This window comes from Microbacterium sp. SORGH_AS_0421, assembly GCF_030818635.1.
Lineage (GTDB): Bacteria > Actinomycetota > Actinomycetes > Actinomycetales > Microbacteriaceae > Microbacterium.
In genome coordinates this window covers 2,310,825-2,334,489 of record NZ_JAUTAO010000001.1, presented here as the reverse complement: position 1 = coordinate 2,334,489, position 23,665 = coordinate 2,310,825, and the positions used below count along the sequence as shown (strand labels likewise).

Genomic DNA, 23,665 nt, shown 5'->3' with positions numbered 1-23,665 from the left:
GCAGCGCTTCCCCCATCGCAGCCCTGGGTACCCTATGCGCCAGCGATGGATGCGAGGTCGTCCCCTCGCAGGAGGACCTCAGGATGCCGTGACGATGAGCTTCGGAGCGGACGGTGCCCGCGTGGCCGCCGCCTGCAGGCCCACCCGCACGCTCTGACCGGGAGCGAGCGCAGCCGCCCAGGCGCTTCCGGTGCACGTGACACGGCCCGCGGCCACGGAGCAGCTCATGCCCCACGCGTTCGACACAGCGGTGGTGCCGGGGGCGTCGAAGGATACGGACCACTTCTTCACCGGCCCGGTGGCGGTCACCGTGAGCTCGGCGACGTATCCCTCGCCCCAGGTGCTCTGCGGAACCCAGGTAGCGGTGATGCCGGCCGCCGCGCTCGCACCCGGCTTCGGCGTGGGTGCAGGGGTGGGCGACGCGGTGGGCGACGGGCTGGGAGCCGCCGGTTTGGGAGACGCCGTCGGCTTCGGCGTGGCCGTCGGCGCGGGGTTCGGCTGCGGCGCCGGCGAGGCCACCGGTGTCAGGATCGGCGCGAGAGCGGCGAGTTTGGCCTTCTGCGGCGTGCGCCAGTCGTCGGCGACGAGCCCACCGGTGTCGCCGCTGTTCGGGTTGAACGACCAGTACGCGTAGCTGATCTTCGTCTTCGCGAGGTATCCCACGAGCGTGTCGAGCCAGGCACGGTCGCTCGCCGTCTCGAGCTTCGTGCCGAACTCTCCGAGCAGCACGGGAGCGATGTTCCCCCGCACGAGGTAACCCCAGTTGGCATCCCACACCGCTTCGAGATTGGCGGGATAACCGGATGCCGAGAACCAGGGCTGCGCGTAGACGCTCGCCGGGTAGTCGTGCGGCGAGTAGACCACGCGGTTCTTCACCTCGAGAGCGACCGGTGCGGCGCCCGCGTCTTTCAGGCCGCCGCCCCACCACGTGCTCGATCCGTCGTTCTGGCGTTCGACGCCCTCGACGATGATCAGCAGGTTCGGGTTCACCGCCAGCACCGCATTGCCGGCGCGGGTGGCCGCCGCGCGCCAGTCGCGCGCGGGGTCGCCGCAGTTCCAGCAGGCCGACCCGTGAGGTTCGTTGTGCAGATCGACGCCGATGACGGCGGACTCGTTCTTGTAGCGAGCGGCAAGCATCTTCCAGTCGTCGATCCACCGCTGTTCGCTGTACTGCGCGGTGTACCAGAGCTCGCTCTGGGCCGCGGAATCAGGACGGTGCCGATCGAGGATCACCGAGAGACCGTGCGCCTTGGCCCGCGCGATCACGGTGTCCATGAGCTGCAGGGGGGTGAGCGAGACCAGTCCCGGGTTGGCGTTCGCATTGATCGAGTTCGACGTCTTGGCGGCGAGGCACTCGTTCGAGAAGGGGAGGCGGATGGCGTTGAACCCCATCCCCGCGATTGCGGCGAGGCCGTCGTCGAGGGGAATCGACCACAGCCCGTGCGGGGCGCAGTTCGAGGTCTCCATGCCGAACCACGCGGCCGCCTTGATGGTGAACGGTGCACCGGATGCCGTCACGATCGTCGCCCCCCTCGTCGAGAGCCAGCCCGGAAGAGTCGTCGTGGCAGACGCGGGAGAGGCGATCGCCCCCGCGGCGACGAGGATTGCGCCCGCGACGATAGCCGCAGCGCGCCGCAGCGCACGACGCGTGAACGAGCGGTTCTTGCGCCAAACGGACATCGGCACCTCCGCGATCATCGTAGGGGGCGCGAGCGCTGCGGCGGAGCGGATTCGGCGATCTTTTCGGCGCGGCGACGCCGCCCGCCGCGGTCGTCTCGGAAGGCGGTCCTCGGTGCGTGCCCCAGGACGATCGCACGCGCGGTTCTCGCCGGTCGTGTCACCCACAGCGGCGGCATAGCCGATTGATACCCGCTCCCGTTCTCACCGAGGGAATCTGTGCGTCGTGACCTCTCCCGTCCCTCTCGCGCGCTGGTGGCGCGAACCCCGGTGGGCACGGATCGCGCTGACGCTGATCGTCGCGGGTTTCGTCGTGCTGACCTGCTGGAACCTCTCGCGCGGCGGTGACTTCTCCTTCTACGAGGCATCGGCCCGATCGATGTCGCAGTCGTGGCACGCGCTCTTCTTCGGGGCCTTCGATCCGGATGCCACGGTCACCCTCGACAAGCTCAGCGGCTTCGCCGTGCCCCAGGCGCTCAGCATCCGTCTCTTCGGGATGTCGATCTCGGCCATCGCCCTCCCCCAGGTGATCGAGGGTGTCGTCACCGTCGTCGCGTGCGCGGTGCTGGCCCTCCGCTGGGGAGGACGCGGCGCCGGGCTGCTCGCCGCCGCCGCGGCGGCCTCGACCCCGATCTTCGTGTCGATGTTCGCCCACCCGATGGAAGACGGGCTGCTCACGATGGCCCTCGCCGTCGCCCTGGTGTGGTGGCAGCGCGCGGTGCTCACCGCGAGATGGTGGCCCCTGGTACTGTGCGCGGTGTTCATCGGCGTGGGCTTCCAGGCGAAGATGATGGCCGCGTGGTTCGTCCTTCCCGCCCTCGTGGCGGGCACCCTGATCGCGACCCCGGGATGGCGCCGTGGTCTCGTTCGCGCCGGAGCCGTCACGGGCGCCGCGCTCGCGGCATCCGTCGCCTGGATCACCGTCGTCGCCATCGTTCCCGCCGACGCGCGCCCCTATATCGACGGGTCGACGACGAACGACGTCTTCGCGATGGTCTTCGGATACAACGGCCTCGACCGCTTCGTGCCCGGAGCGGTCCCGGGCTCGGTGGGCGCCTCGAGCTCCACGGGCGGGCTCGGCGCGACCCTCGCCGCCCTCGGCCATGCGCTCACGACGCCCGCCCCCTCCGGCTCGGGAGGCTCCCCCACCCTCACAAAACTGCTGGAGCTGCCGCTCGTGAGCCAGATCGGCTGGCTGTACCCGGCGGCGCTCGCCGGTATCGCCCTGGGCCTCTGGCGGTATCTGCCCCGACGCGGCCGCCCACGCACGCCGCTGAGCACGGCCCGTCTGCCGCTCGTCGTCGTCGCCGCGGTGTGGTTCGCGACTGCCGCGGCCGTCCTCTCCTTCACCCACGTGCCGCACACGGCGTACGTCGCTGCCCTCGGCGTCCCGATGGTTCTGCTCGTCGCCGTCGCCTGGGTCGAGGGGGTACGGCTGCTTCGTGCGCCCCTCAGACGGTGGCGGCTCGCGCTGCCGGCCGTCGTCGTGGTGCAGGCCGCCTGGTGGGTCGCGCTCATCGGCCAGTCGCGTCTGCCCGCGGTGCTGCTGGTCCCCGCGATCGCGATCGGTGCGCTCGGGCTCGCGGTGGGCGTGACCGCCGCCCTGGCATCACCCGGTTCGCTCCCCCGTCTCGGCCGTGCCGCCCCGGCCGCTCTGGCCGTCGCCCTGATCTGCCTGCCCGTGGCGACCAGCCTCCAAGTGCTCGACGACGCGCGAGACGGCAGCGGAGGCGACGCCTACGTCGGCGTCACCGCGCGGGGTGGCCACCCCGACGAGACGTTCACGGTCTCGTCCCCTTCGATCTGGGGCGGAACCCCGCAGATGAGCCCCGCGGTCGCGCAGATCGCCGAGGCTGCCCGGCAACACGGGGGCGGCGAGAACGGCACCCCGCTCTTCGTGACCGACTCGTGGGCCCTGTCGTCGCAGGTGATCGACGCCACCGGGGCGAGCGTCTTGACCGACGGGGGCTACAGCGGACACGTACCCGTGTTCACGACGGACGACCTCGAGCAGATGGTCCAGACGGGTCACGCGCGGGTGTTCGTCGTGGCATCCGGTGCTCCCGAGGGCGACCCGGTGAGACGCGTGGCGACCGGCCCCGGCTGCCACGAGGTGAAGGAATGGGACTTCAGCCAGTCGAAGGAGGGCGGCGAGATCAACAAGGTCACCGGAGCCACTCTCTATCAATGCACGGATGGGTGAACGGCTGCGGCCGGGCCGCCTCGCGTGCACGCCGCCGGAACAGGCGGACGAACGGCGCGGTCTCGCCCCGACAGGTCGCGCCGTGGCGCTCACTGCGCCGCCGGTAGACTTCAGCCAGTGAGCAGCACCCGAACCGAAGCCGCGTACCTGCGCTCGGTGACGGCGTTCAAGAACCCGACCCTCGACCTGCTGCACGGACGCTTCGCGCCGTTCGTCGTCGCGGTGCTGTCGATCGTCTTCACCCCCGACCGCCCCGCCGTCGCGGTCGCCGACGCCCACGTCGAGGTCGCCGAGGCGATCGAGGAGCTGCGGGCCGCGGGCATCGACACCGACGACGACCGGCGGATCCCCGCGGGTTCCGCTCGAGAGATCTGCCGCGGGTGGGTGCGCGTGGGGTGGCTCGGTCTGCAGATCGAAGACGACGTCGAGGTGTACCGGCTCTCGGCGCACGCGGTCGGCGCCCTCGAGATCGCCGGTCGCGCCGGCGGCGGGCGCGCGCGCGTCTCGCGCTCTCGCGTGCGGACCCTGCTCGATGCCGTCGACCGGCTCGCGCGCGACGCCGAGAGCGACCCCGCCCGTCGCCGCGAGGCGCTGCTCGAAGAGAGAGCGGCCCTGGACGCCGAGATCGCCGCCCTCGACGAGGGGATCGTCGAACCTCTCGACGACGATCATCTGCTCGAAGAGGCCGAGAACGTCATCCACCTCGCGCGAGAACTCCCCGCCGACTTCTCGCGCGTGGCCGAGTCGATCGCCGCGATGCAGCGCGACGTGGTCGCCGAGCTGCGTCGCGACGTGCGCCCCACCGGCGAGGTGCTGCGCGAATACCTCGAGCGTGGGCGCCAGGTGATGCAGGCCACCCCCGAGGGCCGCGCATTCCAGGGCGCGCTGCGTCTGATCGGCGACCCCGAGAACATCGACGACCTCACCGACCAGCTGCACGCGGTGCTCGCCCAGCCCTTCTCGCGTCTCATGACGCCCGAGCAGCGCGGCGAGCTCGACGCGATCGCGCGCCGCGTCGAGGCCGGCGTACAGGAGGTGCTCACCGCCCAGCGGCGGGCCTCGCACGTCATCACCGCGCAGGTGCGCACCCACGACCCCATCCGCGACCGCCAGGTCGACGATCTGCTGCGCGCGGTCATGGCGGGCCTGCACCGCTGGAGCCAGACCCGGTCCCCCGGCCGCGTCGAGCCCGTGCGGACTCTCCCCCTCGCCGACATCGGGCATCTGCGCCGGTCTCTCAGCGACGTGCGTCCTCCCGGGGCGCCGGAGCCCCTGGCATCCGGAGACGAGGACGTCGAGTTCGTCGACGCTGACACGCGCGCGTGGGGCGGGCCGCACTACCCCGAGCTCGAGGCCTACGTCGCCGCCCTCGGCGAGGGCTTCGACCTCGCGACCGCGTTCGCCGCGGCCGGGGCCGACACCCGGCGTCCGGTCGACCTCGTGGGCCTGCTCGAGATCGTCCACCGCGGCGGCCTGATCGAGACCGACGACGTCTCGATCGTCGAGGCCGTCCGCCCCGACGGCACGACCCGTCGCTTCGCCTTCGGGGCGGTCACCGCCTCCCGCACGACAGAAACGGATGCCGATGACTGACATCGCCCCGTCCGCCCCCGACACGGACACCCCCGCGTTCATCTCGCCCGTCGCGATGGAGAACGATCCCGACGCGCTGTTCGCCGGGGACCGCGGCATCCTGGACGCCGACGTGCGGCGCGTGCTGGTGCGCATCCTGCAGCGGCGCTTCCTCGTCGCCGAGAACTCCCCCGCCGAGTGGAAGCTGCTGCTCGAGCACCAGCAGATGATCGAGTCCCGCCTGAACGATCTGTTCGTGCGGCTCGTCGTCGACCACGCGCGCGGGGTCGCCTACAAGGAACAGGTGCGCAGCGACGACGTCGACGTGCCGATCCTGCTCAAGGACGAGGCGTACTCTCGCGCCGAGACGCTCGTGCTCGTCTATCTGCGGACCGTGTTCCAGCGCGAGACGACCGCCGGCACCGCCTCGGCCCGCGTCGACGTCGAAGAGGTCGAGCAGACCGTGCTCACCTACTTCAGCGAAACGGACGGCACGCGCGCGAGCCAGCAGCGGGCCGTCCGCACCGCCATCGCCCGTCTCGATCGGGAGGGCATCATCGAGGAGGAGTCCGAGGGGCGCTACCGCATCGGCCCGCTCATCGAGATCGTGCTCAGCGCCGAGGTCCTCCGCGAGCTCCAGCGCTGGCTGGAAGAGCAGATCCCGGATGCCGGCACCCCGGCGGCGATCCTCGACGAGGCGGATGCCGACACCGAGGTCGTGGCGTCCGGCGAATTCGAGGAGGAGAGCGCATGACGATGCTCGAGACGCTGTTCGGGCTGATCCCCGCGGCATCGCGTGGGCAGCAGTGGGTCGCCGAAGACCTCCAGCTCATCAACTGGGGCGGGTACGACGGCACGCACCGTGTGCGCTTCGCGCCGACCGCGACGCTGCTGTGCGGCGGGTCGGGCTCGGGCAAGTCGACGCTCATGGACGCCTACGTGGCGCTCATGATGCCGCACACCACCCCCTTCAACGGCGCGTCGAACGGCGCGGTCGTGGGGCGCCCGCGCGGGCAGGAGCAACGCAACATCCTCTCGTACGGCCGCGGCAAGCTCGACGAGTCGCGCACCGACGAGGGCACCAAGGTGCGGGTGCTGCGCGGCGACGGCGTCGACACGTGGACCGCGATCGCCATGACGTGGGCCGATCACGACGGCGCCCGGTTCACCGCGGTGCGCGCCTGGTACATCCCGGCGGCAGCGCGCACGCTCGACGACGCCGTCAAGGTGCGCGCAACCGTGCACGGCGCGTTCGACCTGCGCCAGCTCGAGCGGGCGGCGCAGAGCCACCTCTCCGACTCCGCGGTACGGGCCACGGGCCTCGACACCCTCGCGACCGACCGCGAGTTCTCGGCGCGGCTGCACGCGGTGCTCGGCATCGGGGCGGCGGGCGCGGGAACGAAAGCCATGAGCCTTCTCGCGCGCATCCAGGCCGGGCAGCAGATCACCACCGTCGACGACCTGTACAAGCGCATGGTGCTCGAGGAGCCCGAGACGCTCGTCGTCGCCGACGCCGTCGTCACGCACTTCGACGGGCTCGAGTCGACGCGTACGCGCATGCTCGAAGCCCGCCAGCAGGTGCGTGCGCTGCAGCCCATCCGCGGGATGAAGACGCGCATCGACGACGCCGCCGAGCGCTTGCGCCTGATCGACGCGCTCGGCCGTCTGGGCGACCCCGACTCGCGCGCCTCGCTCTGGCGCGCCCAGCGCCGGGTCGATCTGCTCGAAGCGGTCGAGGCCGAGCTGCGCGAGCGCACCCACGCCACCGACGCGCTCGTACGCGAACGCCAGTCCCTCGCCGATGCGGCGGAGGCCGAGCGCGAGGGACTCGGCGACGTGCTGCGCGCAGCCGGCGGCGACCGGCTCGACGCCGCCCAACGCGAGCTCCGGAACCTCGAGAGGCGCCTCGCCGGCATGCAGCGCGACCGCGAGCGGTTCGAGGCGGCGCTGTCGGTGCTGTCGGTCGAGGTCGCCACCGAGAAGCAGTTCGCCGCCCTCGTCGCCGAGGCGCGTCGAACCCTCGCCGACGCGGATGCCAAGAGCGCGGTGCGCGACGCGTTCGTCGCCGCCAGCAGCCGGCACACCGATCTGCGCCAGCAGCTCGCCGCCCTCGAGACCGAGCACCGGCGCACGCAGACCCGCGACGACAACATCCCACAGCGTCTGCACGAAGCCCGCGAAGCTCTCGCGGAGGCCGCGGGACTCACCGCCGCCGAGCTGCCCTTCGTCGCCGAGCTCGTCGACGTGCGCACCGAGTTCGAGCCGTGGCGCGGGGCGTTCACCCTCGCCCTGGGCGGATTCGCGACGACGCTGCTCGTCGACGCCGCGCACCTGGCATCCTTCCGCTCCGCGATCGACGGCGTGCGCCTCGGCGAGCGGCTGCGCTTCGAGGGCGTTCCCACCGACCTGCCCGAGCGCGGCGGGCTCGACCCCGCGACCCTTCCCGGGCGCCTCGAGTTCCGCCGCTCCCCCTTCACCGGGTGGCTGCAGGACCGGCTCGAGCAGCAGTTCGCCTTCGTGTGCGTCGATTCCGTATCGGAGCTGTCGCAGCACCGCATGGCCCTGACCATCTCGGGACAGACGAGCCAGGGCGCACGCGGCGCTCACGGCGGGTCGGCGCGTCAGAGCATCCTGGGGTTCTCGTCGCGCGTGCGCCTCACCGAGCTCGGCGAGCAGATCGTCACCGTGCGCCGCGACCTCGCCACCGCCAAGACCGCGGTCGATGAGGCCGCCGCCGCCCTCGACGCCTTCGACGCCCGGCGCGGTGCCCTCGAGAAGATCGCCGATCTGTCGTGGGACCAGGTGGACGTGGCATCCGTTCAACGCGAACTCGACCGCTGGAACGAGACCGTGGTCGACATCACCGCGGGCAACCCCCGCATCGCCGAGCTGCAGGAGCAGATCTCGGGCGCGAAGGCCCGCGTGGCGCGCCTTCGCGAGGAGATCGGCGGAGCCAAGACCGAGCAGCAGGCGCTGGCCGCGCGCTGGGCCGAGATCACCGACGACGTGGATGCCGCGCAGATCCTGCTCGAACGGGCCGAAGACCTCGAGATGACGCTCACCCCCGATGAGGTCGCCTACCTCGACGGGCTGTTCGTGGCGCCCTCCGGCGACGACCTCTCGCCGTCGCAGCGGCTCGCGCGCTTCGACGCGGCCCTCGAGTCCGCGTCGAAGCGCCTGCTCGAGGAACAGCGGAGCGCGCAAGAGACGTGGAGCGACCAACGCGAGAGCCTCCGCCGCACGATGACCGCGTTCACCGACCGGTGGCCGAGCCCCAACCTGCTCGCCGACCCCGACGACTCGCTCGGCGACTTCGAGCGGATCCTCGCCGACCTCGAGGCCAGCGGCCTGCACGAGCTCGAAGCGGAGTGGCGCGACTCGCTGCTACGCCTGTCGGGCAACGACCTCACCAGCCTCGACTCCGCTCTCACCCGGGCCCTGCGCGAGATCCGCGAACGCATCGCGCCGATCAACGACATCATGCAGGATCTGCCGTTCTACGACGACGAGCACCGGCTGCAGATCGTGCCGCGCGAGAGCCAGTCCGAGGTGCGCAAGCGCTTCCGCCGGGAGCTCCGCGACGTGCGGGCCGCGATCGACGCCGCCTCATCCGATGAGGAGCGCGAAGCCGTGTACGGGCGGATGGCGCGGCTCATCGGCCGCATCCGGCCGACCGCACCCGACTTCGCCGACCTCGTCGACGTGCGTAACCACGTGCGGGTCAGCGCCGAGCGCTTCCGCGCCGACACCGGCGAGCACGTCGCCCTCTACGACCACATCGGCGAGAAGTCGGGAGGCGAGTCGCAGGAGCTCATCGCCTTCATCGTCGGCGCCGCTCTGCGGTATCAGCTCGGGGATGCCGGTGCCGAACGGCCGCGGTATGCCCCGGTGTTCCTCGACGAGGCGCTCATCAAGGCCGACGCCCACTTCACCAAGCGCGCGATCGGCGCGTGGCGCGGCCTCGGCTTCCAGCTCGTCATCGGGGCGCCGAACGACAAGTACAGCGCGATCGAACCGCACGTCGACGTCGAGTACGACATCCTCAAGGACACGCGCGGGCGCTCGTGGGCGAAGGCGAAGGTGGGGCTGCCGGCGCAGTGAGCGCCGCGCCTCGCGCTGGTGGCGGTGCGGGGGCTTGCGAGGTCCGCACTCGCGGCATCGCGGGATTCCTGCGCGCCGTCGGTCAGCGCTCGAGAGCGCGAAGAGAGTCGTCCACTCGGCGAAGGATCATGGGACCCTTCTCGCTCAACTGCGAACGAGCCGCAGGGTCGTCGCGGAAGTACCGGACCACAGTGGCGACCTGATTGGGGTCTGAGCCGAGCGCGAGCATCGGTGCCTCCACGCGCGGGCCCGCGCCCGTCGCGATGAGGTGAAGCTTGGCGACCGGCCCCGAACCGACCCCGACCTCGGCGAGCTCATCCCACGACCAGTTCACTCGACCGCGGCCCCGGATGCCTGTGAGACCTTCCTGCGCCAGACGCAGACCGGCGGGCTCGCGCAGACGCAGAGCACTCACGACGATTACGCCGACGCCGAAGAGGCCCAGGGCATAGGGCGCGCGAGTCAGGAGGAACGACGGCATGGTGGCCAGGTTCCCGGCATCCACCACGATCTGGGCGATCGCGGGAAGAAGGAGCAGCGCTCCCAGCACGAAGGGCACCGCGGTCGCCGCCGGAGCCGGACGGAACCAGATCCCGGATGCTGAGGCGTCCACGCGCAGCAGACGTTCCTGAATCGTTCCGAAGAGCACGTTCAGACATATCGCGGCCCCGAGGATGGTCACGGTGAGAGCGCCCATGACGAGGCGGAGCCCGAGTCGGTCGTCGGCGGCGACCATCAGAACGGGGAGGACGGCGAACAGGGCGATGACGACGACGAGCCACGACGGGCGTCGACCATTCGGGAACACGGGGACGCGGGGCTCGGTGGACGGGAGTCTCGGCGACGACGTATTGATGGCCACTGTCAGTTCGCTCCTACGTATGGCCGTGACCGGGGAGACGGGGGCACGTACCCCTCCAGCCGCGGCGGGCTACCGGTGAAGAAGTCGTCGATGCTCTCGCGCGACTCGAGGGGGACGGCGGCCTCCCAGAGCCACCTGGCCCCGGCACCGACGGCCAGACCACCGAGCACGGTGCCGCCGATGACCCAGCCGACCGGGTTGCTGCCCAACGCAGCCGCCGCGGCACCGCCGACCGCAGCGCCTCCAGCGCCTCCGGCCACGCCCCCGGCGATCTCTGCGACGCCCGAGCTGAGGGACCCACCGTCGGCGACGTCCGCGGCGAGGGAGACGACGTCGATGACGTCACCCGCGACGGGGAGAACACGCGTCACCCGCGAAACTCGACCTATCTGCTCTGCCAGCTCTTCTATCCCTGCGCGCATCCCGTGCGGATCCGCTGCCTCAGCCGCCGCACGGAGAGCAGGGTTACCGGAGCGCAGCTGATCGCGGAACGTCTCGGCCGCCGACTGCAGAGCGTCGTGATCCTTACGCCAGGTGCTCAGGGTCTGATCGTAAAAACTCTCGTATCCGTCGAGCACCGACGTCGCGAGCGACTCGTTCCCCTTTGCGGCAAGGGCGGAAACCGTGCCCGCGAGCTTCTGAAGTGTGTCCACCCGGGCGACAAGAGGAGCCATGTGCTCAGCGACCCACTCGTCCAGTTCTCCGATCATCGTGCCGATCTGAGTACCGAGGTCGTTGTAGCTCGCAACCAGCGAGATGTATTTGTCATATGCCTCGAGATCGGCGGAGGGCGCACCGGGACCGGGGCAGTAGGAGAGCGAGGTCGTCGGAGGGAGAACGTTGGTACCGATGACCTCGAGCCCCACGGAGTCCGCTTGAGAGCGCAGCGTCGCCACATCATCCTGGGCTCGCTCCAATCGCGCGGCGTACGCGCGGAAAACCTCTACCGCATCCCCGAGATAACCCCGCACCTCGTCCGCGCGACTGCGGATGTCGCCGACCGCGGACCTCCACGCATGACCCGCTTCGCCCGTCCAGTAGGAGTTCGAGTCGCTCCAGAGGGAGGTGAGTTCGAGGTCGGCACCCGTGTACGCCTCCTTGACGCGATCGAGCCAGTCGGCAGTCGCGCGCACACTCGCCGGGTCGCCGGGAATTCTCGCATCGATCGGCATCAGTCTTGGAGCCCCTCCTCGAGTTGCGAGATCTCGCTCTGGATCTGCTCTTCGGTCGCTCGTACGTCGTCGAGGACGCTGTCGGTCACGGCACCCACGAGGCGCACCGCGCCGGCGTACTCGTTCGCCGCTTCCGCGGCGGCGACAGCGATGAAGCCGATGAGCGCGGAGGCGGCCCCGCCGTCCGCGGCCCCGGGAAGGGAAGCCAACGCATCATCGACACGATCCACCTCGTCGACGACGAGACCCATCCGGCGCGTCATGTTCTCTCGGTCGACATAGATGGGGTCACTCATCCGAGCCGCCCTCCCCGACGAGAATGTGGTGGCACATCGATGTCGAAGGCGACGACATCGAAGGGCTGGACCTGCCGGATCCGATCGAGCTGCGACGTCATCAACAGCATCCAGGGCTGTTCATGACCACATGCGTCGGCAAGCCTGTCGAGTGCGGTGTAGGCGAGCAGTCCACGCCGACCATCGGCGAGCTTCTGGACGACCGCGAGCTGGCCCTGACCGTCGGGATCATCCACGAGGGGAAGGTACAGGGCCGGCGGAACGAGGATCTCTTTGCGCATCGTGTCTTTCAGACTTCCGCCCAGTGACATCCTCGCCCCCCACGTCGAGTTCGTCCGACGAGACTAGTAGGACCCCGTGTCCGCGTCCAGCCGGTCAAGGGCGAGGCGCCGCGACACCATCGCCCACCGACCGCGCGCTCGCTTCCCTTCGGTGCGCGCCGCCCTGTCAGGATGCCTCGCACTCGCCGCCGCGTCGCCGTCCCCTCACGCTGTATTACGCAGCCGGCGCCGCGGGAGCGGGTATCGCCGGCACGGCCCTCGCCATCAGGGGCTGGGCCGCCGCCACGATCGTCGCGACGGACGCGACGGCGAGCGGGGCACTGCTCTCGCGATCGCCGCGACGGTGGACGGCGGCGACGGTTAGCTCGGCCAGTCGTCGTCGTCCCACTGCGGGCTCCTCCGACACCCGCACCGCGACCTCCCGCACGAGTGAGACCGTGCTGGACGGCGATCCGGCCGCGCGCGGCGACCCGGCACCCAGCGCCGAGAGCACGGCATCCAGAAGCTCCGCCAGCCCCTCCTCGTGACAGCGCGCGTCCTCGGCGCCGATCCACGCGAGCAGCTCGCCAATGGTCCAATCGAGGGCTAGTGGACTGAGAACGAACGATTCGGCTGATTCACGATGGGTCATTGGTCCAGAATCGGGGGCTATGACCCTCGTCGACAGAGCCACTTCCGCCCTGGTGGACCACCGGACGGCTGTCGTCTCGGCCGAAGCCCTCGCCGCGCGGCTCGGACGCTGGGCGACGACCGACACGACCCTGTCCGCCAGTCTCGCCGACGGCATCGCCCGCCTCGTCCGTGAGGGAGAACTGCGCGGTGGAGACCGCCTCCCCTCGGAACGCGCCCTCGCCGCGACCGTCGCCGTCTCGCGCGGCACGGTCGTCAGCGCGTACGCGCGGTTGTACGAGGACGGCATCCTGGACCGCCGGCAAGGCAGCGGGACGCGGATCGCGGGGGCGGCGCCCACCGCCGCGCGCTCACGGGCCGGGCGCGGCGAGGCCCTCTACGCATCGCTGTCGTCGAACATCGATCTGCTGCGCGCGGTACCGGCAATCGCGCCGCGCGCCGTCGAGATCGTGCACCGTCACCGACCGGTGCTCGACGCCACCACCGCCGAGGCCGACCCCGCGGGCCTGCCCGCCCTGCGCGAACTGATCGCCCAGACCGTGACCAACGACGGAACGCCCACCACGCCCGCACAGATCCTCGTCACGCACGGCGGCCAGCAGGCGCTCAGCCTCCTCGTGGAAGAGCTCGTCTCCCCCGGCGACACCGTGCTCACCGAGAACGTCAGCTGGCCCGGACTCACGGACGCGGTGCGCCGCCGCGGCGGCCTGGTGCACGGCATCCGCCTGACCGCCGACGGGATCGACGTCGCAGAGCTCGAGGCAGCCATCGTCGTGCGCCGCCCCGTGCTCATCGCCTTGAACCCGCACAATCACAATCCGACCGGCATCCAGACCCACCCGCTCGTCCGACAGCGGATCGCCGATCTCGCGGCCGAGCACGGCATCACCGTGGTGGAGGATCGCGTGCTCGCGCACCTGTCCTTCGACGGCGTCACTCCCCCCTCGCTCGCGGCCCTGCGGCCGGACGCGCCGATCATCGCCGTCGAGTCGCTGTCGAAGTGGGCCTGGGAGGGTCTGCGGGTGGGGTGGGTGCGCGCCGATCCAGTACTCGTGAGGCGCTTACGGGGCCTCCGCCAGACGACGGATCTGTCGACGAGCGTGCCCGCCCAACTGCTCGCGCTCGATCTGCTCGCCGAGGCGCCCGCACTGCGACGGGATGCCGTCGTGACGCACCGCGAGGCCGCCCTGCGCGCCGGTGCCCTCCTGACGTCGCACCTGCCCGACTGGGAGTGGCGACCCCCGCGCGGTGGCCTCTGCATCTGGGCCCGGATGCCGGTGGGCTCGGCCGCGGCGTTCGCGCGGCACGCTGCGGCTTTCGGCGTCTCGGTCGCCGGGTCGGCCGCGTTCTCGTCCGACATCGACACCGACGATCGGATTCGTGTGCCGATCACCTCGCCCCTGCTCGATGAGGGACTGCGGCGACTCGCCGACGCGTGGGAGGGATATCGAGATCGCGACTGAAGACGACGCGCGCACGGGGATGTCGGCCCTCCCACCCCGCGGCTGACGCCGCTCGGGAATTCTCCGCACGCTCTCTACGCTGTGTCCAGGGGCACGACGAAGGGCGGCAGGCATGCAGGGACTCGAGATCACGGTTCTGCTGGGCCTCGCGATGCTCGTGGGCACGGTCCTTGCACCGCGACTGCGCGTGGCCACACCGCTCGTGCTGCTCGTCATCGGCCTCGCCCTGGGCTTCATCCCGGAGCTCCGTCAGATCGAGCTCCCGCCCGAGACCGTGCTGCTGCTCTTCCTGCCCGTCATGCTGTTCCGCGAGGCGTGGACGACCTCTCTGAGGTCGGTGCGCCGGTCGCTGCGCTACATCATCCCCATGAGCACGCTTCTCGTCGTGGCATCCGCTTTCGCCGTCGCCGGGGTCGCGACCTGGATGGGGGTGCCGTGGGAAGCAGCCCTCGTGCTCGGTGCCGCAGTCGCTCCGCCCGACGCGACGGCCGTCGCAGCGCTCGGACGACTATTGCCCGCCAAGACCTTCATGAAGCTCAAGGCCGAGAGCCTCACCAACGACGGCACCGCGCTCGTTCTCTACGCGATCGCCGTCGCCCTGCTGCTCGGTGACCAGATCACGCCGCTGCAGATCACCGGCATGGTGCTGCTGTCGTACCTCGGTGGCGCGGCGGCCGGTGTCGCGGTGGCGGCCGCCGCCTTCTTCGCCCTGCGCCGCATGCAGTCGACGCTCACGATCAACCTCACGATGGTGCTCGTCCCGTTCGTGTCGTTCCTCATCGCCGAACTCGTCGAGGCCTCGGGGGTGCTCGCCGTGGTGTTCGCCGGCCTCATCATGGCGTGGGTGTCGCCGCGCATCACCACCGCGATGTCGCGACGAGCGGCGGATGCCACGTGGCCCTTCGGCGTCTACCTGCTCAACGGTGCGCTCTTCGTGCTGATCGGGCTCGAGGTGCAACTCGTGCTGCACGAGATCTCGGGGTCGGAGATCGGTCTGCTGCTCCTGGTCACCGTTGCGGCGTGGGTCGCTCTCTTCGTCGTGCGGTACCTGTTCCAATGGCTCTTCTCGCCGTTCTCGCGACCCGCCGCCGGGTCATCGCGGTCGCTGAGGCATCGATCTCGCGTGGTGAGTACGGTGGCGGGATTCCGCGGCGCCGTATCGCTCGCGATCGCCCTGTCGGTGCCGGTTACCACGGCCGAGGGCGCACCCGTGGCCGGTCGCGACGCCATCGTGTTCGTCACGGCGGGCGTGATCGTGCTCACCCTGCTCGTCCAGGGTCCCCTGCTGCCCGCCGTGATCCGGTGGGCGAAGCTTCCGAACGACGACGCCGCGATCGAGGAGTACGAGCTCGCCGAGCGCGCGATCTCGGGTGCCGCCCTCGCGGCCCTCGACGACCTGGCGACCGAGCACGGCATCAGCGATCGCGTGCGCGACCGTGCGCGACGCGAAGGCTACGAGCGTCTCGAGCTGGCGAACGCCCGCGCGATCGCGCGGCAACGCGCGATCGAAGAACGCGACCTCGCCGAGCTCGACGCGTCGCTCGGCGATGACCCGTCATCGACGGGGCCAGTACCGCCGGATGGTCCCGAAGCCGAGCGTCGCCGCGCGGGCGCCGACAGCACGGCGGACAGCCCCGAGGAGGCAGCGGCCTTCACCGGCCCCCTGCAGATGATCGCCGTGAGCGACGACATCGACGTCACCCAGCGCTCTCCCCCTGCTTCGCCACAAGGAGGCGCAGCGACTGCGGCTGGCGGTGCTGGACCGCAAGCGCGAGGTGCTGCTGCGACTGCGCCGCGAGGGCACCATCGACGACCTCGTCGCGCGGAAGATCCTCGCGGGCCTCGACCTCGAAGAGATCCGCACGCGGGGGCTCGAGAAGGCGAGCGAGTAGGGGGATCGGCGGGATGTCCCGCGTCGTCATCAGCCCCCGACGGGACGGAGCACGTCTGCTGCGCGGTTGAGCGCCGCCTCTCCCCCAGTCTCGAGCACACCGCGCTCTTCGGGATGGTCGCGGAAGAAACGGACGATCGCCGCTACCTGATGGGGATCGGCGCCGAGGTAGCGCATCGAACACGTGACCGGCACGTACCCGTCGACCATCGTGAGCGACAGCGTCGCGGGCGGCCCGGCGACGGTGACCTCGCCCACCAGGTCCCACGGCCAGTCGACGTCGCCGCGCGCGCGGGTGCCCTGCAGGCCGTCGTCTGAGCCAGGCGCTCGCACGCGGATGAGACGATTCTCATCCTGTTCGACGGCGTTCCGACCTACCCTCGTCTGTGGATAAGTGACGATTGCCGCGCGTTGTGGAGGAACGTCTGCCGCGAGTGGCCGGGGTGGGGGCGCAGCGTGTACGGATCACCGGAAGAGACGCTCGCGCGGATCGAAGAAGATACGCGTCGAGCGCAGGAACGCGGCGAGAAGCTGCCCGCGCTGCAGGCCGCGATCGCCGATGTGCGAGCGAAGGCCGTGGCACGCACCCGGGACATCTCAGTCGAGGTGGACGCGGCGGGGGTCGTGCGCGACCTCGAGATCGCGGACGCGGCGCTGGACCGCGGGGGCCGACGCGTCAGCGCCGAGGTGATGGAGCTGATCGCGAAGGCGACGAAGAACGCCCGCGTTCGCACCCTAGAGGTGACCACCGAGATCATGGGCGAATCCGACCCCATCGTCGGCGTCGTGGCCGCGGAGCTCATTCCCGACCAGGAAGACGACGGAGTGACGCGCCGAGGAGGGCTGCGATGAGCCAGCAGATCCGGATGGATGCGGACATTCTGCTGCAGCACGCCTCGCGCGTGCAGCAGCTGGCCTCGGATGCTGCCGAGGCCGCATCGGCGATTCAGAGCGTCAACCTCGGCGGAGGGGCGTTCGGCGTTCTCTGCGCCTGGATCGTTCCCCCTGTCGGAATGGTGTCGGGGGCGGTCTCTCAGCACATCAACGGCGCGGAGGGCGTACTCGAACGCACGGGGCAGGAGTTACGCGCAGTCGTCACCGACTTCGACACGTTCGAAGAGACCGTCATTCAGGTGACGAAGCACCTCGAGGGAGGCCTTGGATGAGCAACTCGCTCGTGGCGGCTCCCGTGGATACGACATCCGCGTTCTCGGGCGCCTTCCTCGTCACCGATGGGCAGGCTCTGGCCGATGCCATCCAGAGCGGCAACTGGGTCGAGGGAGGGATCGCGGGATTCTCGGCCGCGATGAACACCGTCGCCGCCGTGATGGACCCCATCGGCACGCTGATCGCTAACGGCCTGGGGTGGCTGCTCGACCACATCGAGCCGCTCAAGGGATGGCTGAACGATCTCACGGGGAACGCGGCCGAAGTCCAGGCATTCGCCGCGACCTGGAGCAACGTGGGCGCCCGGATGAGCGAGCTCGGCGTCACCGCGCAGAACCGGCTCGCTGACCTCGACGGGCTATCGGGTGAGACCATCACCGCGTACACGGCGCACGTGCAGGGGCTGTCGCAGCACCTCACGACCTCGGGCCAATGGGCGGGGGCGATCTCGACGGGCTTGTCGATGGCGTCGTCGCTCGTGCAGATGACCCATGATCTCGTCCGAGACGCCATCAGTCAGATCGTCGGCATGGCGATCTCCGCCGCCATCACCGCCGTCGCGACAGTCGGTCTCGCGACGCCCGTGATCGCGGCGCAGGTCGGCTCGCGGGTCTCCGCACTCGTCCCGCGCATCAGCAAGACCATCACCACCGTCGTGAACGCCTTCACGAAGCTCCGCGGGCTCGTCGACGAGCTGAGCGGCATGGCGGGCAAGTCGTTGCAGTTCCTGACGAAGTGGGCCGGGGGCGGCAAAGGCTCCTCGACAGTCGAGCACGTCATTGAGAGGGTTGCCGACACTCGCCCTTATCTGAAGCCGGGATCGCGCCCGTCCTTCCGGAAGGGTGTGGTGGAAGAGGTATGGGAACGCGCGAAGTCCTTTGACGGGCACGTCTACGACCCGAACACGGGTGCACGCATCGATTGGACTCCGGGGCAACCACGAAAGGGCGTGTGGGACATGGGTCACATCCCCCAGGAGAAGTACCATGACATGTGGGTGGAGTATGTCGAGGGCAAGATGACTCCCGCCGAATTCCGGGATTGGTACAATACGCCCGAGAATTATCGACCAGAATTGCCGGCGAATAACAGAGGTCACAAGTTCGAGTAATGGATATATTTCTTACTGCCCATTTGAAATCAGTGGACGATTTTTTCGCGAAGTTCACACCTGGCGATGCCCAGGCGGTCGACGCGAAAGGACGCGGTCTCTTGCTTATGTCCCTGCAGAATAAAGACCTGCCCAGTCGATACACTGTGAGTAACTTCCTCCTGGATCACGGCGCCCCCGTCAACACCTCCGGCAATGGAGGGGCGACGGCCCTCCATGTCCTCTTCGGTCAGGTTTCGCACGACGTGACCGAGGATGCGCACCTCGCGCGGCGTCTTATCGACGCCGGCGCGGACGTGAACGCTCGTGACGACAACGGGCGGTTGCCGTTTTTAGAAGTTCTCAACATGAAATACAGCGACGATGATCTGAAACCGATTTACGACCTCTGGTTTGAACAGCCGCATGCCGACTTCACAACGGTTTCGGATCATGGAGTCTCACCCATCACATTTGCTAAGAAACTCCCTTTCCGCGGCGCCGTTGTCGCACGAATGGAGAAGTATGTCAATGAGCGTTCCTGAATTCATCCGCGAGTCGGGAGCGTCGATAGCGTCCCGGCGGGTCCTCGACGGCAGCGCGCTCCTCAAGTGGGCCGTACGCGAGGCTCCTTCAAACCCGTCCGACAACGGGTGGCGCTTCTTCTCGGAGATCGACGACGAGTCGTATTTGGATGATCCTTCGAACCTCGAGGTGGCGTCGTTCAACAGAGTCGCGGCCATCGAGCCGGCCGTGATCCCCCTTCTCAACCTGCCGGTGGGCACGGACTTGGCAATCATCCGCGACCAGGGCAGGATCCGGTTCTTCGACAACGAAACGGGACGCGAAGTATCTGCGTCCGACCTCGGCTGACAGCCGGAGCGTCCTGAGGTGTCAGTCGAGTTGTTCCGCGACTTCGTCCCCGTCGCTCCTGCTTCGTCAGAGGTGATTCTCCGGTACCAAGACGTTGTGGAGCCCGCTCTCGTCGAGCTATGGGAAAAGCAGGGATTCGGGCTCGCAGCCAACGGCTTCCTGCGGGTTGTCGACCCGGGTTACTACTCCTCCATGATCCAAGAATTCCTTCCCCGCCCCGACATGATTCCTGTCCTCGCGACAGCACTGGGCGACGTGGTCGTCTTCTTCGACGGCTCGTACCGTGTGTTGCAGTTCCGGTATGCCCGCGCGACCGGTGGTGTGGGATCGAGCCTGGATATGATCGGACTGTTCGCGGCCCAGGAGAGCTGGCTCAACAGATTCATGGCCTACACCCCGTATGCCGAGGCAGCTGAGAAGTACGGTGCCTTGAACTCGCCCGCAGAGTTTGATGACATCTACGCCTACAGACTGCCCCTACCCGCGGGAGGAGTCGAGGGGGTCGAGCACTTGAGGCGTTCCCGCATTTTCGAGGACATCGCACTCACGACGCAGCTCGCCGGGATGATCCCGTTTGTTGGATAAGCCCGCTCATCGGGCACTGTTATGGCCCCAGCATCTGACGAAAGTACACTCAACGGCCGCGCGATTGGGCAGTCATGACATTCCGACCATTTGAAGATTTCGTGCCCGTCGCCCCGGTCCCGGCAGCTACGATCCAGAAGTATTCGGGGGCCCTCGAGGAAGCGGTTTTGGAGATGTGGCAACTCCACGGACTCGGAATAGCGGCGAATGGATTCTTGAAGATCATCGACCCCGAGGTCTACAAAGAGATGATCGGCGAGTATCTGCCGCGACCCAATATGGTTCCGCTGTTCGCAACCGGTCTCGGGGATATCGTGGTGGCTGAGGCGGGAAACTACCGAATACTGCAATTTCGGCGTGCCCGCATTTCGGGGATGAGCTCGAGTATCCGCCACCTCGGACTCAAGATCACCAGTGCCGACTGGCGTCAGGAGATCTACGACTCCGCTCCTTACGACGAAGCGGCGTCCACATACGGCCCGCTGACGGCGCGCGCAGACTTCGACGACATCTACGCGTACGAGCTCCCCTTACCCGCAGGCGGCGTGGAAAGCGCTCAGTCTGTCACCCGCGCCCGGATCTTCGAGCACATCGCCCTCACCACACAGCTCGCCGGTCCGATCCCTTTCGCTGGCTGAGGTCATGAAGAAGATCTCGTCAGCTGGCGCGAGCGAAAGGGGGACGACATGCCTCACGACACGTCATTCATCCGTGTGAAAGCCATGCTCGTCATCCCCCACCCGAGCATCCCCGCCCATCTCGTGAGCGCCCACGCCCCGACCCTCGAAAACCCGCGAGGCTTCCATCGTCTGATCGGCGGCAGCGTCGAATTCGGCGAAACGCATCGCGAGGCGATCATTCGCGAGGTGAGGGAAGAGCTCGGCGCGCGCATCACCGACCTGACCTACCGCGACACGGTCGAGAACTTCTTCCGCTACGACGGCGAGAGGGGTCATGAGATCATCGCGCTCTACTCCGGCGGACTCGACCCCACGCCCGGAGAGGACGGCGGCAGCCTCACCGAGTCCGACGGTTCCGTGGTGCCGGTGGCCTGGCGACCGATCGATGCGGCGACGGATGCCGTTCCTCTCTACCCCGCGGCCGCGGAGCGTCTGATTCGATCCGTCCTCACCCGCACAGCGCGGTGAGCCTCGCCCTCGCGACCCCGCGCGCCGACTCAATCGAGCACGAGCTCGATGTTCCCGTGATCCCGGAACACCCGCACCACCAGCTCGAAGTACGTCTCGCCCGCGCCCGCCTCGAGCGCATCGAGGGCGCGTTGGGCGGTCGCCACGGAATACACCTCCGGCCGAGCGAGCTTCGCGCGGTAATACTCGCGCGTGGCCTCCACCCCCAACGCTTTTCGAGCGACGTCCGAGCGTTTCCACACCACCCGCACCGGCTCGGCCCCGTCGAGCACCCCGAACCCGCCGTACAGCAGGTCGTCGAGGGCATCTAGGCTCTCCCCCAGCGTCCAGTCCTCGTCGGGCATGAACACGCGGTTCAGTTCGATGTACAAAGACGGGATGCCGTGGACCGCCGCACCGTCGATCTCGATGGTGCGCCGGGTCATGGCATCCCTCGTCCGGAGCCGGCGAAGACCGCCGGAGTGACGCCCAACACCCGGCGGAAGTGACGCGTGAGGTGGGCCTGATCGTGAAAGCCCGTGCGGGCGGCGACCTCGGCGGGCCGGCCACCGTCGACGAGCATGCGTCGCGCGGCGTCGATCCGACGCGTCACGAGGTAACGGTGCGGGGCGATGCCGTAGGTCTGCGAGAACACGCGCACCAGGTGGCTGGGGTGGGCGTGCAGTTCACGGGCGGCGTCGGCGAGGGTGAACGACTCCCCCCACCGGTCGTCGAGGAACGAGCGCAAGCGCCTCGCCAACGGGACGTCGGCGAACACCGCCGTCTCAGACCCCGCGTGCGACAGCACGGCCTCGCGTACGGCGATCAGCCATTGCTCGGCGGCGAGTTCGTCTCCGGGATGCCGGAGTGCCGCGTGGATTCTCTGCGCTGCGGCCACCGCCGAGTCGCGGGCGAGGGTCGGCCGTCGCGCGATGCGAGCCGCCGTCGCCTCCGACAACCAGTCGCCCGAGAGGTACAGCACGCGCTTGCGGTACCCCTCACCCGCGCGCGCCGAACGCCCGTCGTGCGGGATGCCCGGCGGCAGGAGCGTGACCGCTGCGGGCACCGCCTGATGCGCCGCGCCGTCGAGACCGTACGACACGGCCCCGCGGTCGACCAGCATGACCGCCCAGTCGTCGTGCGTGTGCACGGGGTAGGCGTGGTCGAGATCGGCGTGGTACGTCTCGCGCAGGAACGGCACCTCCGGGTGCCAAGCCCGCACGCGATCGACCATGCAAGAAACGTACAAGACGCCCCCGACACCGCGGGCAGAAGCTGGATCCATGACTGATCTGACCGACCCACCCCGCTTCGACTCGAAGGTGGTCGTGGTGCTCACAACCGGCCTCGCGGCCTGGCAGGAACTCAACGTGACGGCCTTCCTGATGTCGGGCATCGCCACCAGCGCCGACGACCTCGTCGGGGAGCCCTACCGCGACGCCGACGGCACGACCTACCTGCCGATGCTCCGTCAGCCGGTCATCGTGCTCACGGCCGATGGCGACGCCCTTTCCCGAGCACGGGCCAAGGCCGCCGCACGCGACGACGTCGCCCTGGCGATCTACACCCGCGAGCTCTTCGGGACGTCGCACGACGTCGCCAACCGCGCCGCGGTCGCCGCCGTTCCGGCATCCGATCTCGATCTGGTCGGCATCGCCGTGCGCGGTCCGCGCAACGTCGTCGACCGGGTGGTCAAGGGGGCGACGTTCCACGAGTGAGCGAACGACGAAGGGCCGGACGCCCACGGCATCCGGCCCTCTCGTAGGAACCTCGCTCGGAGATTCCGGACGACTAGTTACCGCCGTTGATCACCGACAGGTACGACCCGAAGGGGCGCGAGGTGTCGAGATCGGCGAAGTCGTCGGCAAGGCCCTCGTGAGGCGTGTTCTCGTTCTTCATGGATCAAGTGTCCGCGAGAGGCCGTCGCCACGGAGGGCGCTTGACAAGCGACCAATATTTCGCCTAGCTAACTACTCATCCCTCTAGAGATTGGATGTGCCGCTCCAGGTAACCGACGTCGTCGACCGCGGCCAGGGCGAACAGGATCACGATGCGCGCGGTGGTCATAGCGACATTGTCGGGGGGCGCTTCGGCTCCGATCGTGACCGACCGGGTTACGCCGGAAAACCGGCAGATGACGGGTGCAAGACATTTGGGATGAGTGCGATTCACGGGCGCTACGGTTCCCTCAGGAGGCATCCATGACTCGACCCCGCACGGTGACCCACACCTACACGCTGGCGGGCGGATGGCAGAAAGCGCATCACGCGCCCTTGACGGCAGAACTCGCCGAGAATCTGCGCCGCTCCGGCGTGACCATGGTCCGCGCGCGTCGAGGCATGTTCGACAGCCGCGAGATCTCGCTTCGCGACTACCCACCGCGGCGAGCGGAAGCGCCCGTCGTCCCGCGCTGAGAACCGGCAGCGAGCGGACGGAGGCGGCCGACCGCCGGGGCCTGCATCCCGAACCTCGACGCGAAGATCACCCGGCCCCGGCGAGTGAGTGCGCGCATGATCCGCGCACGGGCCTCCGGGTCAGTGCGCCTCGCTGCGGACGCGCGGCTGCTCCCCGTCGAATCTCGCTCGAGAGATGGAGTCCGGGTCCCAAGAACCCCCCTCGAATCGACACTCGGAGAACGTCGCCGCACCGAAATCGGACTGCGTGACGACCGTGTG

24 protein-coding genes are annotated in these 23,665 nt (G+C 69.1%); 16 read left to right on the top strand and 8 right to left on the bottom strand.

The annotated features are described in order from the left end of the window. Positions 1–78: 78 nt before the first annotated feature. Positions 79–1,680 carry a cellulase family glycosylhydrolase gene (locus QE416_RS11110; RefSeq protein ID WP_307317928.1) on the bottom strand — a complete coding sequence of 534 codons (1,602 nt, stop codon included), beginning with the start codon at positions 1,678–1,680 and terminating at the stop codon, positions 79–81. A gap of 223 nt (positions 1,681–1,903) precedes the next feature. On the opposite strand from QE416_RS11110, the gene QE416_RS11105 reads away from it, so the two are divergent. The 4 genes from QE416_RS11105 (at position 1,904) to QE416_RS11090 (ending at position 9,553) form a co-directional block, all read left to right on the top strand. Then, entirely contained in the window at positions 1,904–3,880 is a 1,977-nt protein-coding gene (locus tag QE416_RS11105) for a glycosyltransferase family 39 protein (RefSeq protein ID WP_307316186.1), read from the top strand. A 117-nt stretch (positions 3,881–3,997) separates the two neighbouring features. Continuing rightward, entirely contained in the window at positions 3,998–5,473 is a 1,476-nt protein-coding gene (locus QE416_RS11100; protein WP_307316184.1) for a DUF3375 domain-containing protein, read from the top strand. Beyond that, positions 5,460–6,206, top strand: coding sequence for a DUF4194 domain-containing protein (locus tag QE416_RS11095; protein WP_373458850.1), 747 nt, complete (start codon positions 5,460–5,462; stop codon positions 6,204–6,206). The genes QE416_RS11100 and QE416_RS11095 overlap by 14 nt, the downstream gene beginning before the upstream one ends. After that, a complete protein-coding gene (locus tag QE416_RS11090; RefSeq protein WP_307316178.1) occupies positions 6,203–9,553 on the top strand; it encodes an ATP-binding protein in 3,351 nt (1,116 codons plus the stop codon). Before QE416_RS11095 ends, QE416_RS11090 begins: the two co-directional genes overlap by 4 nt. An 82-nt stretch (positions 9,554–9,635) precedes the next feature. On the opposite strand, the gene QE416_RS11085 is transcribed toward QE416_RS11090, so the two are convergent. The 5 genes from QE416_RS11085 to QE416_RS11065 form a co-directional block, all read right to left on the bottom strand. Beyond that, a complete protein-coding gene (locus tag QE416_RS11085; RefSeq protein WP_094733595.1) occupies positions 9,636–10,415 on the bottom strand; it encodes a hypothetical protein in 780 nt (259 codons plus the stop codon). Positions 10,416–10,417: 2 nt separating this feature from the next. Beyond that, on the bottom strand, positions 10,418–11,587 hold the full coding sequence (locus tag QE416_RS11080) for a WXG100 family type VII secretion target (RefSeq protein ID WP_307316174.1): 1,170 nt from the start codon (positions 11,585–11,587) through the stop codon (positions 10,418–10,420). Continuing rightward, positions 11,587–11,883 carry a hypothetical protein gene (locus tag QE416_RS11075; RefSeq protein ID WP_307316171.1) on the bottom strand — a complete coding sequence of 99 codons (297 nt, stop codon included), beginning with the start codon at positions 11,881–11,883 and terminating at the stop codon, positions 11,587–11,589. Before QE416_RS11075 ends, QE416_RS11080 begins: the two co-directional genes overlap by 1 nt. Then, positions 11,880–12,164, bottom strand: a complete 285-nt coding sequence (locus tag QE416_RS11070) for an SAV_915 family protein (RefSeq protein ID WP_094733755.1) — start codon at positions 12,162–12,164, stop codon at positions 11,880–11,882. The genes QE416_RS11075 and QE416_RS11070 overlap by 4 nt, the downstream gene beginning before the upstream one ends. A gap of 214 nt (positions 12,165–12,378) precedes the next feature. Beyond that, complete coding sequence (locus QE416_RS11065) at positions 12,379–12,795, bottom strand: hypothetical protein (protein ID WP_307316168.1); 417 nt, start codon at positions 12,793–12,795, stop codon at positions 12,379–12,381. 19 nt (positions 12,796–12,814) lie between these two features. Here QE416_RS11065 and QE416_RS11060 point away from each other — a divergent pair, with 19 nt between their 5' ends. The 10 genes from QE416_RS11060 to QE416_RS11015 all read left to right on the top strand — a co-directional run bounded on the left by QE416_RS11060 (position 12,815) and on the right by QE416_RS11015 (position 21,011). Then, positions 12,815–14,257: a PLP-dependent aminotransferase family protein gene (locus QE416_RS11060; RefSeq protein WP_307316166.1), complete on the top strand. Its 1,443-nt coding sequence runs from the start codon at positions 12,815–12,817 to the stop codon at positions 14,255–14,257. 112 nt (positions 14,258–14,369) lie between these two features. Continuing rightward, a complete protein-coding gene (locus QE416_RS11055) occupies positions 14,370–16,466 on the top strand; it encodes a Na+/H+ antiporter (protein WP_307316162.1) in 2,097 nt (698 codons plus the stop codon). A gap of 138 nt (positions 16,467–16,604) precedes the next feature. Beyond that, the gene (locus QE416_RS11050) at positions 16,605–17,000 is read left to right on the top strand and encodes a YbaB/EbfC family nucleoid-associated protein (protein ID WP_267786691.1); all 396 of its coding nucleotides are present in this window, start codon (positions 16,605–16,607) and stop codon (positions 16,998–17,000) included. Further along, positions 16,997–17,314, top strand: coding sequence for a hypothetical protein (locus QE416_RS11045; RefSeq protein ID WP_267786690.1), 318 nt, complete (start codon positions 16,997–16,999; stop codon positions 17,312–17,314). The genes QE416_RS11050 and QE416_RS11045 overlap by 4 nt, the downstream gene beginning before the upstream one ends. Continuing rightward, entirely contained in the window at positions 17,311–18,426 is a 1,116-nt protein-coding gene (locus QE416_RS11040; protein WP_307316157.1) for an HNH/ENDO VII family nuclease, read from the top strand. The genes QE416_RS11045 and QE416_RS11040 overlap by 4 nt, the downstream gene beginning before the upstream one ends. Continuing rightward, positions 18,426–18,950: a hypothetical protein gene (locus QE416_RS11035; protein ID WP_307316155.1), complete on the top strand. Its 525-nt coding sequence runs from the start codon at positions 18,426–18,428 to the stop codon at positions 18,948–18,950. The genes QE416_RS11040 and QE416_RS11035 overlap by 1 nt, the downstream gene beginning before the upstream one ends. Next, the gene (locus tag QE416_RS11030; RefSeq protein ID WP_307316152.1) at positions 18,937–19,278 is read left to right on the top strand and encodes a DUF2185 domain-containing protein; all 342 of its coding nucleotides are present in this window, start codon (positions 18,937–18,939) and stop codon (positions 19,276–19,278) included. The genes QE416_RS11035 and QE416_RS11030 overlap by 14 nt, the downstream gene beginning before the upstream one ends. An 18-nt stretch (positions 19,279–19,296) precedes the next feature. Then, positions 19,297–19,863: a GAD-like domain-containing protein gene (locus tag QE416_RS11025; RefSeq protein WP_307316150.1), complete on the top strand. Its 567-nt coding sequence runs from the start codon at positions 19,297–19,299 to the stop codon at positions 19,861–19,863. A gap of 74 nt (positions 19,864–19,937) precedes the next feature. After that, positions 19,938–20,501 carry a GAD-like domain-containing protein gene (locus tag QE416_RS11020; protein ID WP_307316148.1) on the top strand — a complete coding sequence of 188 codons (564 nt, stop codon included), beginning with the start codon at positions 19,938–19,940 and terminating at the stop codon, positions 20,499–20,501. Positions 20,502–20,549: 48 nt separating this feature from the next. Next, positions 20,550–21,011 carry an NUDIX domain-containing protein gene (locus tag QE416_RS11015; RefSeq protein ID WP_307316146.1) on the top strand — a complete coding sequence of 154 codons (462 nt, stop codon included), beginning with the start codon at positions 20,550–20,552 and terminating at the stop codon, positions 21,009–21,011. Between the two features lie 29 nt (positions 21,012–21,040). On the opposite strand, the gene QE416_RS11010 is transcribed toward QE416_RS11015, so the two are convergent. Both QE416_RS11010 and QE416_RS11005 read right to left on the bottom strand, forming a co-directional pair. Continuing rightward, entirely contained in the window at positions 21,041–21,436 is a 396-nt protein-coding gene (locus QE416_RS11010; RefSeq protein WP_307316143.1) for a ribonuclease inhibitor, read from the bottom strand. Beyond that, complete coding sequence (locus QE416_RS11005; protein ID WP_307316141.1) at positions 21,433–22,224, bottom strand: AraC family transcriptional regulator; 792 nt, start codon at positions 22,222–22,224, stop codon at positions 21,433–21,435. The genes QE416_RS11010 and QE416_RS11005 overlap by 4 nt, the downstream gene beginning before the upstream one ends. A gap of 49 nt (positions 22,225–22,273) precedes the next feature. On the opposite strand from QE416_RS11005, the gene QE416_RS11000 reads away from it, so the two are divergent. Together QE416_RS11000 and QE416_RS10995 are read left to right on the top strand one after the other, a co-directional pair. Continuing rightward, positions 22,274–22,708 carry a DUF2000 domain-containing protein gene (locus tag QE416_RS11000; protein ID WP_307316138.1) on the top strand — a complete coding sequence of 145 codons (435 nt, stop codon included), beginning with the start codon at positions 22,274–22,276 and terminating at the stop codon, positions 22,706–22,708. A 483-nt stretch (positions 22,709–23,191) separates the two neighbouring features. Then, on the top strand, positions 23,192–23,404 hold the full coding sequence (locus QE416_RS10995) for an alternative tryptophan synthase beta-subunit (RefSeq protein ID WP_307316135.1): 213 nt from the start codon (positions 23,192–23,194) through the stop codon (positions 23,402–23,404). The last annotated feature ends 261 nt before the right edge of the window (positions 23,405–23,665 follow it).

Bases quoted from the DNA above. Each gene is read 5' to 3' on its own strand.
- QE416_RS11110 (WP_307317928.1), bottom strand. From the start codon at position 1,680: ATGTCCGTTTGGCGCAAGAACCGCTCGTTCACGCGTCGTGCGCTGCGG.
- QE416_RS11095 (WP_373458850.1), top strand. From the start codon at position 5,460: ATGCCGATGACTGACATCGCCCCGTCCGCCCCCGACACGGACACCCCC.
- QE416_RS11090 (WP_307316178.1), top strand. From the start codon at position 6,203: ATGACGATGCTCGAGACGCTGTTCGGGCTGATCCCCGCGGCATCGCGT.
- QE416_RS11080 (WP_307316174.1), bottom strand. From the start codon at position 11,587: ATGCCGATCGATGCGAGAATTCCCGGCGACCCGGCGAGTGTGCGCGCG.
- QE416_RS11075 (WP_307316171.1), bottom strand. From the start codon at position 11,883: ATGAGTGACCCCATCTATGTCGACCGAGAGAACATGACGCGCCGGATG.
- QE416_RS11070 (WP_094733755.1), bottom strand. From the start codon at position 12,164: ATGCGCAAAGAGATCCTCGTTCCGCCGGCCCTGTACCTTCCCCTCGTG.
- QE416_RS11065 (WP_307316168.1), bottom strand. From the start codon at position 12,795: ATGACCCATCGTGAATCAGCCGAATCGTTCGTTCTCAGTCCACTAGCC.
- QE416_RS11060 (WP_307316166.1), top strand. From the start codon at position 12,815: ATGACCCTCGTCGACAGAGCCACTTCCGCCCTGGTGGACCACCGGACG.
- QE416_RS11055 (WP_307316162.1), top strand. From the start codon at position 14,370: ATGCAGGGACTCGAGATCACGGTTCTGCTGGGCCTCGCGATGCTCGTG.
- QE416_RS11045 (WP_267786690.1), top strand. From the start codon at position 16,997: ATGAGCCAGCAGATCCGGATGGATGCGGACATTCTGCTGCAGCACGCC.
- QE416_RS11040 (WP_307316157.1), top strand. From the start codon at position 17,311: ATGAGCAACTCGCTCGTGGCGGCTCCCGTGGATACGACATCCGCGTTC.
- QE416_RS11035 (WP_307316155.1), top strand. From the start codon at position 18,426: ATGGATATATTTCTTACTGCCCATTTGAAATCAGTGGACGATTTTTTC.
- QE416_RS11030 (WP_307316152.1), top strand. From the start codon at position 18,937: ATGAGCGTTCCTGAATTCATCCGCGAGTCGGGAGCGTCGATAGCGTCC.
- QE416_RS11020 (WP_307316148.1), top strand. From the start codon at position 19,938: ATGACATTCCGACCATTTGAAGATTTCGTGCCCGTCGCCCCGGTCCCG.
- QE416_RS11015 (WP_307316146.1), top strand. From the start codon at position 20,550: ATGCCTCACGACACGTCATTCATCCGTGTGAAAGCCATGCTCGTCATC.
- QE416_RS11010 (WP_307316143.1), bottom strand. From the start codon at position 21,436: ATGACCCGGCGCACCATCGAGATCGACGGTGCGGCGGTCCACGGCATC.
- QE416_RS11005 (WP_307316141.1), bottom strand. From the start codon at position 22,224: ATGGTCGATCGCGTGCGGGCTTGGCACCCGGAGGTGCCGTTCCTGCGC.
- QE416_RS11000 (WP_307316138.1), top strand. From the start codon at position 22,274: ATGACTGATCTGACCGACCCACCCCGCTTCGACTCGAAGGTGGTCGTG.
- QE416_RS10995 (WP_307316135.1), top strand. From the start codon at position 23,192: ATGACTCGACCCCGCACGGTGACCCACACCTACACGCTGGCGGGCGGA.